At 73.9% G+C, this 13,689-nt stretch carries 12 protein-coding genes; 2 read left to right on the top strand and 10 right to left on the bottom strand.

The window, feature by feature from the left end:
* Positions 1-216 precede the first annotated feature (216 nt).
* The 5 genes from J2S41_RS14105 to J2S41_RS14125 form a co-directional block, all read right to left on the bottom strand.
* Positions 217-1,827 carry an efflux permease Rv1217c-related protein gene (locus J2S41_RS14105; protein ID WP_310367785.1) on the bottom strand — a complete coding sequence of 537 codons (1,611 nt, stop codon included), beginning with the start codon at positions 1,825-1,827 and terminating at the stop codon, positions 217-219.
* Positions 1,824-2,708 carry an ABC transporter ATP-binding protein gene (locus tag J2S41_RS14110; protein WP_310367788.1) on the bottom strand — a complete coding sequence of 295 codons (885 nt, stop codon included), beginning with the start codon at positions 2,706-2,708 and terminating at the stop codon, positions 1,824-1,826. Before J2S41_RS14110 ends, J2S41_RS14105 begins: the two co-directional genes overlap by 4 nt.
* Before the next feature lie 28 nt (positions 2,709-2,736).
* Complete coding sequence (locus J2S41_RS14115; protein ID WP_310367791.1) at positions 2,737-3,408, bottom strand: TetR/AcrR family transcriptional regulator; 672 nt, start codon at positions 3,406-3,408, stop codon at positions 2,737-2,739.
* A gap of 117 nt (positions 3,409-3,525) precedes the next feature.
* Positions 3,526-4,155, bottom strand: coding sequence for a carbonic anhydrase (locus J2S41_RS14120; protein WP_310367793.1), 630 nt, complete (start codon positions 4,153-4,155; stop codon positions 3,526-3,528).
* Between the two features lie 138 nt (positions 4,156-4,293).
* Positions 4,294-6,192, bottom strand: a complete 1,899-nt coding sequence (locus J2S41_RS14125) for an ABC transporter ATP-binding protein (protein WP_310367796.1) — start codon at positions 6,190-6,192, stop codon at positions 4,294-4,296.
* Positions 6,193-6,453: 261 nt separating this feature from the next.
* On the opposite strand from J2S41_RS14125, the gene J2S41_RS14130 reads away from it, so the two are divergent.
* Positions 6,454-7,560, top strand: a complete 1,107-nt coding sequence (locus J2S41_RS14130) for a serine/threonine protein kinase (protein ID WP_310367799.1) — start codon at positions 6,454-6,456, stop codon at positions 7,558-7,560.
* A gap of 213 nt (positions 7,561-7,773) precedes the next feature.
* Positions 7,774-8,118 carry an RNA polymerase-binding protein RbpA gene (locus J2S41_RS14135; RefSeq protein WP_306829562.1) on the top strand — a complete coding sequence of 115 codons (345 nt, stop codon included), beginning with the start codon at positions 7,774-7,776 and terminating at the stop codon, positions 8,116-8,118.
* 54 nt (positions 8,119-8,172) lie between these two features.
* Here the strand turns inward: J2S41_RS14135 and J2S41_RS14140 are convergent, their stop codons facing one another.
* The 5 genes from J2S41_RS14140 to kamD form a co-directional block, all read right to left on the bottom strand.
* Positions 8,173-8,730: an FxsA family protein gene (locus tag J2S41_RS14140; RefSeq protein WP_310367804.1), complete on the bottom strand. Its 558-nt coding sequence runs from the start codon at positions 8,728-8,730 to the stop codon at positions 8,173-8,175.
* A 107-nt stretch (positions 8,731-8,837) separates the two neighbouring features.
* Complete coding sequence (lnt, locus tag J2S41_RS14145; protein WP_310367805.1) at positions 8,838-10,466, bottom strand: apolipoprotein N-acyltransferase; 1,629 nt, start codon at positions 10,464-10,466, stop codon at positions 8,838-8,840.
* Between the two features lie 494 nt (positions 10,467-10,960).
* Positions 10,961-11,326, bottom strand: a complete 366-nt coding sequence (kal, locus tag J2S41_RS14150) for a 3-aminobutyryl-CoA ammonia lyase (protein ID WP_310367807.1) — start codon at positions 11,324-11,326, stop codon at positions 10,961-10,963.
* Positions 11,323-12,042 carry a lysine 5,6-aminomutase subunit beta gene (gene kamE, locus J2S41_RS14155; RefSeq protein ID WP_310367809.1) on the bottom strand — a complete coding sequence of 240 codons (720 nt, stop codon included), beginning with the start codon at positions 12,040-12,042 and terminating at the stop codon, positions 11,323-11,325. The genes kal and kamE overlap by 4 nt, the downstream gene beginning before the upstream one ends.
* 70 nt (positions 12,043-12,112) lie before the next feature.
* On the bottom strand, positions 12,113-13,678 hold the full coding sequence (kamD, locus tag J2S41_RS14160; RefSeq protein ID WP_310367812.1) for a lysine 5,6-aminomutase subunit alpha: 1,566 nt from the start codon (positions 13,676-13,678) through the stop codon (positions 12,113-12,115).
* Positions 13,679-13,689 lie beyond the last annotated feature (11 nt).

Consider the following 13,689-nt stretch of genomic DNA (forward strand, 5'->3'; position numbering starts at 1 on the left):
GACCCCCTCCGAAGTCTGTCTCGGAGGCGCCCTTGTCGAAGTCGATCCAGGTCGAGCGTGGCGGGGGCCGGCCCCGTCGCAGCGCCTCTCGGCCCGGTGGTCAAGACTACCCGACCCGGCATCTGCTCCGGCTCCCCGGTTCGGGCCCCGATGTCCCGCCGGAAAAGCCGCAAACCATGACCAGGGGGTACGGCCGCGCGACGCGGCCGTACCGTCTCAGTGTCTGAGATCCCGGCGGGTGAGCCCGGCCGCGCCGACGAGCAGTCCCCCGGCGGCGAGGATCAGGCAGGCGGTGACGCCGGTGACGTCCCAGTCGCCGACCATCGGCCGGCCGAGGTGCGCGGTGAGCGCGATCTCGCGCACCCAGTCCGGCATGTCGAGCGCGGGCGCGACCAGGTCGATCAGGTACGTGACCACGACCGCGATGCCGGCGACCGTGCCGGCCGCGGACATCCGCGCGAGCCCGCCCGCGGCCACGCCGACGCCGACGACCGCGGCGGCGAAGAGGCCGAGCACGCCCGTACCGGCGGTGGGTCGCAGGATGTCGGCGCTGCCGGCGGCGACGGCGCCGAGCGCGACCCCGGCGGCGGCCAGCCCGGTGACGACCGCGACCGCGCCGAGCAGCCCGAGCCCGCCGCGCAGGATCAGGCCGGCGCGGGTGACCGGCGTGGCGAGCAGCATCTCCATCCGCCCGGTGTCCTCGTCCGCGCCCCAGCCGCCGAGCAGGCTCACCGCGGCGAACCCGGCCAGCACGAACATGAGCTGCATGACCAATTGGAGGAATCCGCCCGGTGTGCTGACGTCGAAGTCCGGGAACATCGCGCCGAACGACTCCGCCAGCGACGGCGACCGGACGAACTGCTCGGCCATGGTGGCGCTGGACGCGGCGAGCACGAAGCCGAGCACGGCGAGCCCGCCGCCCCAGCCGAGCGCGGCCGGCAACCGGTCCGCGAAGACCCGCCCGGCCACGCCGCGCACCCCGAACGCGGGCGGCGAGACCCGGGGCAGCGACAGCACCGCGCCGAGATCGCGACGCGCGAACGCCTCCACGCCCGCGCCGAGCAGCAGCACGCCGGCCAGCAGCGGCCAGGCGAGGGACGCCCAGTCCAGCCGGCCGGCCAGCGGCAGGTGCGCGTACGTCCAGTCCCACGGGGTGAACGGCGCGATCGCGTCCAGCACCGGGCTGAAGTCCCGGTAGCCGACCGCGACGAGCCCGCCGATCAGCAGCGCGCCGGCGATCCACGCTCCGACCGCGCGGCCGAGCCACTGGGCGAGCGCGAACGCGAGACCGCCGAACGCGACCGCCATCGTCCACAGCCAGGCGCCGAGCCCCGCCGCGTCCGCGACCGGCACGGCGTCACCGGGCAGCCGGGCGAACGCCTGCCCACCCAGCCAGGCGCCGGCCGTGGCCGCGGCGCACCCGGCGGTGAGCACCGCGAGCAGCCCGCCGAGCTTGGCGAGCGCGAGCCGGCGCCGGGACAGCGGGGTGGCGGCGAGCACGTCCAGGCTGCCGCGGCCGGCCTCACCGGCGAGCGTGCCGGTCAGCGCCAGGATCGCCCAGATCCCGGCGATCACGACGAGGACGGTGCCGTACTTCCACTGCACGTAGCCGCCCATGGTGCCCACGTTGACCGCGGGCCCGGTCAGGCCGGTGGAGGCGGCGCCGAGCGACTCGGCGATCCGGGAGATCTCCGTGCGGGCCGCCACGGTCGGGTAGGCGGACGCCACGCCGCCGAGCACGGCGAAGACCAGACCGCCGAGCAGGATCAGGAGCGTGATCAGCCCGCGCCGGGCGTCCCGGAGCGTGTGCCGCACAACCATGATCATGACGCCGCCTGGTACGCGCGCAGGAACGTCTCCTCCAGCCCCGGCTCCCGGGACTCGAAGTCGAGCAGGTCGTATGCCGCGGCCGCGCGCACCACCGGCGTCATCGGCCCGCCGACCCGCAGCCGCAGCGTCCGGCCGGTGACCTGGACGTCGGAGACACCGGGGAGGTTCTCGAACGCGGCGACCGGCACGTCGCCGGCGAACCGCAGCAGCACCTGGTGGTGGGCGAGGTCGCGCAGCGACTCGACGCTGCCGGTGCGCACGATCCGCCCGTCGCGGATCAGCGCCACCCGGTCGCAGACCGCCTCGACCTCGGACAGCACGTGGCTGGAGAGGAACACGGTGCGGCCCTCGTCGCGCGCCTCCCGGACCAGCGCGTGGAACTCCTGCTGGACGAGCGGGTCCAGCCCGGACGTGGGCTCGTCCAGGATGAGCAGGTCGGGCCGGTGCTGGAACGCGACGACCAGGCCGACCTTCTGCTTGTTGCCCTTGGACAGCTCCCGGAACCGCCGCCCCGGGTCGACGCCGAGCCGTTCCATCAGCCGGTTGCGGTAGCCGCGGTCGACGCCGCCGTACAGGTGGGCGAAGTAGTCGGCGGTCTGCGCGCCGGTGAGCCGGTCGTAGAGGCCGAACTCGCCGGGCAGGTAGCCGAGGCGGCGGTGGATCGCGACCGGGTTCGCGGTCACGTCGTGCCCGAAGATCCGGGCGCGGCCGGCGGTCGGGCGCAGGTGGCCCAGGAGCGTGCGGATGGTGGTGGTCTTGCCGGCGCCGTTCGGCCCGAGGAACCCGAAGATCTCCCCCTGGTCGATGCCGAGCGTGACGTCGTCGATGCCGCGGCGGCGTCCGTAGCGCTTGGTGAGCCCTTCCGTTTCGATGATCATTGCTGCCCTCTCTCAGCCCCTGAGGTGATCAGGCGATCGCATCGAACCATTCCCGGACGGCGTCGAGCCGCCGGTCGAACCGCAGCGCGCCCGGCGCGGCGCCGAGCACCCGCTCGAACGCCGTGCCGAACGCACCGAGCCGGTCGATGACCTGCTCGTACGTGGCGTGTTCGCCGATCAGCGCGGTGGTGGCCTCGTTCGCGCCGAGGACCATGGCGGCGAACACGGCGGCGGTGGCGTCCGGGTCCGTCACCGCGAAGACGCCCTCGGCCGCGCCCTGGCGGATGATCTCCGCCAGCACCGGCGTGATCGCGGCGATGGCGCGGCGGCGGAAGTGCTCCCGGACCACCGCGTTCTCGTCGGACATCCAGACCCGGATCATCGCGACGATCAGGTCCTTCTGCCCGGCCTTGAAGTCGGCGAGCCCGCCGAACACCGCGTCCAGCCGGTGCAGCGCGCTGCCGCCGGGCGGTGGGAACCGCGCCGCGCCCTGGTCGACCATGCGGGCGACGATCGCGTCGAGCAGCGCGGCCTTGCCCCCGAAGTAGTGGTAGAACGCGCCCTTGGACGCGCCGGTCGCGTCGAGCACGTCCTGGATGCTGAGCGCCTCGTAGCCCTTGGTCTGGATGATCCGCTGCGCCGCGTCGAGGAACGCGTCCCGCCGCGTCGAGTGCGCCACCGGGTCCACCGTCCGTGCCACGAGTCCTCGCTTCATAACCAGACCGACCGTCGGTCTGACAATACGCCGGTCCGGGGCCGCGCACAACGACAACCGCCCCCGGCCGGTGGGCCGGGAGCGGTCTCCGCGAGGTGAGGGTCAGCGCGGGTCGGGCGTGACCAACTGGGCGCGGCCGGCGCCGAGCTGGTACGACATGCCGACGATCGCGCAGGTGCCGGCGTAGACCGCGGCGGCGAGCGGGGCCGAGTTCGCCCGGAGCCGGTCGACCGTGTTCTGGATGTGCACGTCGACGATGCCGTCGACGTCGGTGACCCCGCGCGCGGCGGACAACTGCACGCTCGGGATCAGCGCGTCGACGACCGCGCGCAGGTGACCGGTCGGGGACGCGCCGGTCGCGTCGGCCTCGCGGGCGGCCTTGACGGCACCGCACGAGTTGTGGCCGAGCACCACGATCAGCGGCGTGCGCAGCACGGACACCGCGTACTCGATGCTGCCGAGGACCTCACTGCCGATCACGTGCCCGGCGGTACGGACCACGAACAGGTCACCGAGCCCCTGATCGAAGATGATCTCGGCGGCGAGCCGGGAGTCGGAGCAGCCGAACAGCACGGCCTTGGGCGCCTGCGCGTCGACCAGCGTGGCCCGGCGTGCCGCGTCCTGGTTGGGGTGGACGCTGACGCCGGCGACGAAGCGCTCGTTGCCGGCGATCAGATCGTCGAGTACCCCGGCCGGGGTACGGAGGGTGTCGGGTGCCGTCACGTCGCTCACGTCCGCCTCCGCCGGTGCGATGTCATGCCGCCCGGCCCGCCACACACCAGGGCCGGAAGTCCTGAGAGTGGCAGACCGCGCACATACTGTCGCGCATACGCTCCGGTAACGGCAGGGAACGTGACGCTGACCACGCGCCTACGCGGGCACGGCGGCCTCCTCGGGGGCGTCGCCGGTCGCGGAGGCGAACTGGGTGCGGTACAGCTCCGCGTACCGCCCGCCGGCCGCGAGCAGTTCCTCGTGCCGGCCGCGCTCGACGATGTCGCCGGCCTCCACGACCAGGATCTGGTCGGCCGCGCGGACCGTGGACAGCCGGTGCGCGATCACCACGGCGGTCCGCCCGGCCAGCGCCTCGGCCAGCGCGGCCTGCACCGCCGCCTCGGACGTGTTGTCCAGGTGCGCGGTCGCCTCGTCCAGCACCACGACGCGCGGGCGGGCCAGCAGCAGCCGGGCGATGGTCAGCCGCTGCCGCTCGCCGCCGGACAGCCGGTAGCCGCGCTCGCCGACGATCGTGTCCAGCCCGTCCGGCAGCGAGGCGACCAGGTCGTCGAGGCGGGCGCGGCGCAGCACGTCCCACAGCTCGTCCTCGCCGGCCTCGGGCCGGGCCAGCAGCAGATTCGACCGTACGGACTCGTGGAACAGGTGCCCGTCCTGGGTGACCAGGCCGAGCGTGTCTCGCAGGTCGGCGAAGGACAGGTCGCGCACGTCGACGCCGCCGATCCGCACCGCGCCGGCGTCCACGTCGTACAGCCGGGGCAGCAGCTGCGCGATCGTGGACTTGCCCGCGCCGGACGAGCCGACCAGCGCGACCATCTCGCCGGCCGCGGCGGTGAACGACACCTCGTGCAGCACCTCGGTGCCGCCGCGGGTGTCCAGCACCGCCACCTCCTCCAGCGAGGCCAGGGAGACCTTGTCCGCGGACGGGTAGGAGAACCGCACCCGGTCGAACTCGACGGACAGCGGCCCGTCCGGGACCGGGCGGGTGTCGGTGCGCTCCTCGATCAGCGGCCGCAGGTCCAGGATCTCGAAGACCCGGTCGAAGCTGACCAGCGCGCTCATCACCTCGACGCGGGCGGACGCGAGCGCGGTCAGCGGCGCGTACAGCCGGGTGATCAGCAGCGCGAGCGAGACGACCGCACCGGGGTCGAGCTGGCCGCGCAGCGAGTAGAAGCCGCCGACGCCGTAGACGACCGCGAGCGCGAGCGTGGAGACGAGCGTGAGCGCGGTGATGAACGCCCACTGGACCATGGCGGTGCGCACGCCGATGTCGCGGACCCGGCGGGCGCGCGCGGCGAACTCGGCCGACTCGTCCGCGGGCCGCCCGAACAGCTTGATCAGCGTGGCGCCGGGCGCGGAGAACCGCTCGGTCATCTGCGTGCTCATCGCGGAGTTGTGCGCGGCGGCCTCCCGCTCCAGCCGGGCGATGCGGCCCCCCATCCGCCGGGCCGGGAGCACGAACACCGGCAGCAGCACCAGCGCCATCAGGGTGATCTGCCACGAGATGCCGATCATGACGATCAGCGTGAGGATCAGCGTGACGGTGTTGCCGACCACGCCGGACAGCGTGTCGGAGAACGCCCGCTGCGCGCCGATCACGTCGTTGTTGAGCCGGCTGACCAGCGCGCCGGTGCGGGTGCGGGTGAAGAACGCGATCGGCTGCCGCTGCACGTGGTCGAAGACGGCGGTGCGCAGGTCGAGGATGAGCCCCTCGCCGATGCCGGCGGACAGCCAGCGGTTGAGCATGCCGAGCGCGGCCTCCGAGATCGCGATCACGCCGATGGCGATCGCGAGCACCAGGACGGTGTCGAAGGGCGCGCCGTCGACGATCGCGTTGACCACGCGCCCGGCCAGGATCGGCGCCGCGACCGCGAGCAGCGCGGTGACCACGCCGACCGCCAGGAACGCGGCGAGTTTACGCCGGTGCGGTCGCGCGAAGGCCAGGATGCGCCGCAGCGTGGCCTTGCTGAACGGCTTCTTCCCCTGCTGCGCGTTCATCGCGTGGTACAGCGAGTTCCACGCCGTCATCTCCATGCTCATGCCGGATCTCCCCCAACGCCGCGGTCACACCGTGGGCGGCGCCGAGCCGATGATGCGCCCGTGCCACCGCTATCCCCCATGCCGCGGCACCGCCGGGCCGATTCGCTCACCATGTCTGTCCCCCCTGGACCGTCTTCACGCCCCGGACCGTAGAACCTCACCCCGGCTACAGGTCAAGTCGGTTTGCCGGGCGGGCCCGAATTCCGACACCCGTGAGCCTTCCACGGGGGTACGACACTTTGCCGCTAGACTCCGGCCGCGATGGAGACGCAGGCGGAGGAGACGACGCGTCCGTGTGCGCACTGCGGCCGGCCGGTGCCGCAGCGGGCGAGCGCCGGGCGGCCGTTCCGCTACTGCCGGGACAACGACGGCGAGTGCCAGCGCGCGTCCCGCGCGTCGCGGATGCGACAGCGCAGCGCGCCGGGCCTGGCCGGGCAGGTGGCCCGCACCTGGGAGGCGGTCGACCGGCTGGATCAGCTGGTGGAGACGCTCAGCGACGCGCTGCACGCGGAGCTGTCCCCGGCCGGGGTGGAGCGGCAGCTGGCGGAGGTGCGGGCGGAGACGGCCGCGCAGGTCGCGGCCGCGCACTCGGCCCGGGACGAGGCGCGCGAGGAGGCGGAGGCGGCCGGGACCGCGCGGACGCTGGCCGAGCACGCGGCCGCGGCGGCCGAGGAGCGGGCCGCGGAGCAGAAGCGCCGCGCCGACGCCGCTCACGACCGGGCCACCGCGGCGGACCGGGCCGCGCAGGACGCGCGGGCGGCGCGGGTCGCGGCCGAGGAGCGGGCGACCGGCGCGGAGGCGCTGCGCCGGCAGGCCGAGGACGACCGGGACACCGCGCGCGCCGAGGCGCTGGCGCTGCGGCGTGAGCTGGAGTCCGAGCGCCGCTACCAGGACGAACTGTCCCGGGAGCTGGACACGGTCAAGGCCGCGCGGGCCGCGCTCGCCGCGGAGCTGGAGCGCGCCGGGGAGTCGCTGACCGCGGCCGAGGCCCGGCTGGCCGAGTCCGCGGACGCGCTGGCCGCCTCCCGCGAGGAGACCGCGCGGGCCCGGCGGGAGACCGCGGACGCGGTCCGGCGGATCGGCGAGCGGGAGGCGGAGACCGCGCGCGTGCGCGAGGAACTGGCCGGGCAGACCGCCCGGGTGGCGCAACTCACCGCCGAGCTCGCCGGCGCCCGTACCGTCGCGGACGCGCTCGCCGCCCGGGACCGGGAGGTCGCGCAGCTGACGGCGCAGCTCGACGCGGTCCGCGCGGAGCGGGACGCGGCGGTCGCGCACGCGGGCCAATTGGCCGGTCAGGTGTCGAACCTGGCGTCCGCGCTGGCGAACCTCGGCACCCGGGCGACGAATGGCGGCGCCGATTCGGGGTAGTCATGTATGCAACGGCCGTACCGGGCGGTTTGCCCTAGATCGACGAACCGTCTACCGGCCGGTTACCCTCAATACCGTTAACACTGCCGACACAACAGCCGATCCGAGGGGAATCGTCGGGGCGGCCGGCTCGTTGCACACCCTGGGCACGGGTTGCACACCATCGATACCTTGTAGTACAAGCAAGATCAGCACCGAGCGAGGGGAAGCTTCATGGGCGAGCGCATGTTGCGCGGCAGCCGTCTGGGCGCAGTCAGCTACGAGTCCGACCGCAACACGGAGCTGGCGCCCCGGCAGACGCGCGAGTACCTGTGCGCGAAGGGCCACCGCTTCGAGGTTCCGTTCGCGGTCGACGCCGAGGTCCCGATCACCTGGGAGTGCAAGTTCGACGGCAGCGTCGCCCGGCTGGTCGACGGCACGGAGCCGGAGCAGAAGAAGGTCAAGCCCCCGCGCACGCACTGGGACATGCTGCTGGAGCGCCGCTCCATCGCGGAGCTGGAGGACATTCTCCAGGAGCGTCTGCAGGAGGTCCGGGCCCGTCGCGGCCAGGTCGCCTGACCCGCACGACATCGAAAAGCCCTCCACCGTACGGTGGAGGGCTTTCGTGTGCGCTCAGACGATCTCGCCCTCGATGACCTCGTCACCGCCGGCCGCCCTGCCCGGCTCCGGCCCGGTGGCGGTGCCGGCCGCGGGTGCGGCGGTGCCGGCGTGCGCGTAGTCGTTGGCCGGCCGGACCCGGCGCGGCCCGAACAGGTCACCGGCCTGGGCCGCGGTCATCCGCCGCTCGGTGCGCCGGATCAGCGCGTTGCGGGTGAGCACCCGGACCGGCGGGACGATCAGCAGCAGCCCGATCAGGTCGGTGATGAAACCGGGGACGGACAGCAGCAGCCCGGCGATGATGCCGACCACGCCGTCCATGCCCTCGGTGCCCGGGTGCCGGCCGCTGCGGGCCGCCTCCCGGAACCGCCGCCAGCCGCGCAGCCCCTCGCGGCGCAGAACGGCGGCGCCGACGATGGACAGGGCCATGCCGACGAGGATGGTGAGCAGGTATCCGATCTGCTGCGCGATGAGGATGAACACGGCGATCTCGGCGACCGCAAGCCCGGCGAGGCCGAGTGGCGCCCAGGTGCGCAGCCGGCTTCGCGGACGGGTCACCGGCGTGGCCTGCATGGCTGTCTCCCTATGTGAAAGGTTGCCACCGAGGATCGTTCAGCGCGGCGCCGAACAACTCTCATCGACAGCATGCCACGCGTTCCTGATGTCCCGCTGTGAGCCCGCTATGCCGCGGTGCGCCGCCGCCGGACCACCGCCGCCGCGGCGAGCAGGCCCAGGCCGAGCAGGGTCAGCAGCAGCTCCGGCCAGTACCCCAGCCGGGTCGCCACGGTCCGCTCGGTGCTCTCGGTCAGCTCCCGGACCACGACCGCGGCGGTGTTGAACTCGGTCTGGTCCTGCACGTGCCCGTCCGGGGCGACGAACGCGGACACCCCGACCGTGGACGCCATCAGCGCGTGCCGCCCGTGCTCGACCGCGCGCAGCTGCACCATGGCCAGCTGCTGCTCCGCCTCGGCGGTGTTGAACGTGGCGTTGTTGGTCTGGACCGCGATGATCTGCGCACCGCCGGTGACGACGTCGCGGACCACGTCGTCGTAGGCGATCTCGAAGCAGATGACGTCGCCGATGACGGTGGCGCCGCTGTCGACGACACCGGGCCTGGCGCCGGCCTCGAAGTCGCGGCTGACCCGGTCGACCTCCTTGCTCACCATCCGGGCGATCGTGCGCATCGGGATGTACTCGGCGAACGGGACCGGGTGCCGCTTGGCGTAGAGCTGGTCGAGGTCGGGGCCGGTCTTGCCGCCGCCGGAGCCGATCGGCCACCACAGCACGCCGATGTTCCGCACGGTTCTGTCGGTGCTGCCGCCGGTGACGCCGCCGACCAGGATCGGCACGCCGATCGCCTCGGTCGCGCGGGTGATCTGGTCGGCCGCGACCCGGCTGCGCAGCGGGTCGACGTCGCTGGCGTTCTCCGGCCAGACCACCAGATCGGGCTGCTTCTCCCGGCCGGCCGCGACCCGCTCGGCGAGCGCGAGCGTGCCCCGCACGTGGTTGTCGAGCACCGCGAGCCGCTGCGCGTTGAAGTCCAGGCCGAGCCGCGGCACATTGCCCTGCACGAACGCGACGGTGACGGTGTCCCCGGACGGCGTCGCGGTCGGCACCAGCGTCCCGGCGACCGCGGCCGCCACCGCGCCGGCGACCCACGCCACCGGTACGGCCGGCGCCGTGCGCACGCCGCGGCGCAGCAGCGTCAGCACGGCCGTGGCGAGCAGCCCGCCGGTGAGCGCGACCATGAACGTGACCAGCGGCGCGCCGCCGATCACGGCCCACCGCAGCAGCGGCACCTCCCCCTGCCCGAACGCCAGCTTCGCCCACGGGAACCCGCCGAACGGGGTGCGGGCGCGGGCGGCCTCCTGCGCCACCCACAGCGTCGCGATCAGCAGCGGGGTCAGCGCCCGGCGCCGGTCGGCGAGCGGCGCCGCGAACGCGTACGCCGCGCCCATCGCGGCCAGGTAACCGGCCTCGGCGACGGACAGCAGCGTCCACGGCAGGTAGCCGGTGTGCAGGTTCGTCCAGCTGAGCATGGGCATGAACAGCACCACGCCGGTGACGAACCCGAGCCCGGCCCCGGCCCGCGCGCGCCGGCCGTGGATCGCGGCCGCGAGCAGCGCGACACCGGCCGGGGCGAGCCACCACTGCCCGTACGGCGGGAACGACAGCAGCAGCGCGACGCCGGCCGCGACCGCGGTGAGCAGCGACGCCCACAGCGGCCGGATGGCGGGGTGCGTGGACGTGGTGGCGGGCTGCGTGCCGGCCTCGGGCTCCCCGCCCGGCGCGCCGGCTGTGTCGACCATGGTCACCCGTGCCTCACCTGATGCTCTCGTCGTCGCGGCGCTCAAGGGTACCGCCCGGCACCGCCGAGGGGGTGAGGCACAACGAGGCGGGCCGGTTCCCGGCGATCGGGACGCCCGGTCCTCGTGGATGAGAAAGCGGGGCCCGGCCGTGCTCGGCCGCGCCCCGCTGCTCCCTGGCCCAGAGCGGTCCGGCGCGTCGGACGAGGTGACGAGACCTTCGGACCGACCTCACGACGGCTGGTTGCCCCCGTATGGCCGTTGTCTACTGGCCGCGCGTTCCTCGCCGTTCGTTCCGCCGGCGACGCCCCCGGTTCGCGCCGCCCCGCCGACCCCCGCCTGCGTGGCCTGGTCGGCCAGCGGACGAAGGGGCTGGAGCGAACGTGGAGTCGCCTGCCCGCGTATGGACTAAAGAACTCTACGCGTCCGGGTCGGTTCCCCGTCAACCGGGGTTTGCTTTCTCTTTGGTTTCGTTTCCCCACGTCCTGATCGCCCGGTCAGGGGACGACGACGGTGGCGCGGGCGGTGACGGCCGGCAGCGGCGGGTCGAGGACCTCGGCGGCGGACGGGCGCACGTCGCGGCGCGCCCGGCACAGCACGGTCAGGCGCAGGTCGAGCGTGCGGGACCGGGCGCCGGCCGCGACGACCACGGCGGTCGCCTCGACCACGTCCCCGGCCCGGACCGGCGCCAGGAACCGCACGTCGGCGTAGCCGGCCAGCAGGCCCTCGTCGCCGTCGGTGCGGATGCACACCTCGGTGGCCACGTCACCGAAGAGCGCCAGCGCGTACGCGCCGTCGACGAGCCCGCCGCCGTAGTGCCCGTCGGCCACGTACCGGCGATGGCTCACGGTCGTCCCGATCATCGCGGCTCCGCGAGCCGGTGCACGAGGTAGGAGGCGACCTCGCGGGGTGTGGTGCCGCGGCCGAAGATCCGGTCGACGCCGAGGTCGGCGGCCATCGACTCGTCGAAGCGCGGGCCACCCGCGATCAGCAGCGGCCGGCGCCCGGCCGCCCGGAACGCGGCGGACAGCTCCCGCACGTTACGCAGATGCGCGTCGCGCTGCGTGACGACCTGGGAGACCAGGACCGCGTCGGCGCCGGCCGCGGCGGCGACCAGATCCGGCACCGGAACCTGCGCGCCGAGGTTGGTGACGGCCAGTTCCCGGTAGCACTCCAGGCCCTTCTCACCGGCGACGCCCTTGACGTTGAGGATGGCGTCGATGCCGACCGTGTGCGCGTCCGTGCCGATGCAGGCGCCGACGACGGTGAGCTTGCGGCGCAGCCGCCGCCGGATCGCGGTGTTGATCGCGGCGGCGGACAGCAACGGATAGTCGCGCTCGGCCACCCGCACCGCGTCGAGGTCGACGGCGTGCCGGACCCGTCCGTACACGACGAAGAACGTGTGCCCGTCGCCGACCGGCCGGGCGTGGACCAGCATCGCCGGGTCCAGGCCCATCGCCGCGGCCAGCGCGAGCGCGGCACCGTCGGCGCGCCTCCCGGCCGGCACGGGCAGCGTGAACGACGTCTGCACCATCCCGTCCCCGGACGTGTCCCCGTACGGCCGCACCACGTCGCTCATGCCGGACTCCCTTCACGGCTGCGGTTCCGGCGTGGCCGGCGCTGAGCCAACGATTCGTTCGCACGCTCGCTCATGACAGCAGCTCCGCGAACGGGTTGTAGTAGACGTCCGACACCCGGGCCACACCGGACAGTCCGCGCCCCCGGTCCGGCGGGCGTCTCATGATGCCGAACGTGCCGTGCGCGATCGCGGTCAGCAGCGACTCGCCGGCGATGCGTTCCAGCAGCGTCACCGCCTCCGCCAGCACCTGGTGGGCGCGCCGCTGCACGAAACCGCCGGGTGCGGGCACGAAGTCCTCCGCCATGTTCCCGGCCGCGTGCAGCACGTAGCGGACGTTGCGCAGCGCGACGTCCCGGTCGGACAGCCACGGCGTCACCACCGCCTCGGTCATCATCCCGACCAGCAGGATGCCCTGCCCGGTCAGCGCACCGACCAGGTTGAACATGCCGTCGAGGAGATTGCCGTGGAACACGTCGCCGGTCATGTGCTTCGTCGGCGGCATCCACTTCAGCGGCGCGTCCGGGAACAGCTCGCGGGCCAGCAGCGCATGCGCGGTCTCCAGCCGCAGCGAGTCCGGCAGGTCCGGGTCGATCTCGAACGCGTGCCCGAGCCCCAACTGCGCGTCGCTCAGCCCGGCCTCGTGCGCGAAGTACTCGTTGAGCAGTTGCGACACGGTCACGGTGTGCGCCTCCGCGACCGCGTCCGCGGTGGTCAGGTAGTTGTCCTCACCGGTGTTGATGATGATCCCGGCGCGCGCGTGGATCTGCCGGGAGAACCGCTGGTCGACGAACGTCCTGATCGGGTTGATGTCGCGGAACAGAATCCCGTACATGCTGTCGTTGAGCATCATGTCCAGCCGCTCCAGCCCGGCCAGCACCGCGATCTCCGGCATGCACAGCCCGCTGGCGTAGTTGGTCAGCCGCACGTACCGGCCGAGGTCCCGGGAGACGCCGTCGAGCGCGGCCCGCATCAGCCGGAAGTTCTCCTGCGTCGCGTACGTGCCCGCGAACCCCTCCCGGGTCGCGCCCTCCGGCACGTAGTCCAGCAGCGACTGCCCGGTCGACCGGATCACCGCGATCACGTCCGCGCCGGCCCGCGCGGCCGCGACCGCCTGCGGGATGTCCTCGTGGATGTCGCCGGTCGCCACGATCAGGTAGATCCACGGCCGGCGCGGCGCGTCCCCGTACCGCCGGATCAGCCTGTCGCGTGTCGCCCGCGCCGCGTCCAGCCGCCGCACCGCGCGCCGGGCCAGCCGGGCCGCCGTGCCCCGCGCCGACGCCAGGTCCCGGCCGGTGGGCAGCGCGACGTCGACCGGCTTCTCCGCCAGCCGCCGCAGGCCGTCCCCGAACGACGCGGCCGGCGCGGACAGCGGCTGGAACCGGCGCAGCGCGTGCAGCGCCGGCAGCAGCACGCCGTGCTCCAGCCCGGTCTGCCCGGCGATCCGGTCGGTCAGCCGGTTCACCCAGGGCGTGCCGTCCGCGTCCGCGCCGGTCAGGCCGCACAGCCGCAGGATCGCCCGTTCCACGGACACGGTGGTGTGGGTGCGGGCCAGCTCGACGACCGGCCGCCCGGCCTCGGCCGCGAGCGCCCGCGCCCGCGCCACCGTCGACGGGTCCAGGTTCAGCTTCCCGGCCATCGCACCCCTTC

This window comes from Catenuloplanes atrovinosus (assembly GCF_031458235.1).
Taxonomy (GTDB): domain Bacteria; phylum Actinomycetota; class Actinomycetes; order Mycobacteriales; family Micromonosporaceae; genus Catenuloplanes; species Catenuloplanes atrovinosus.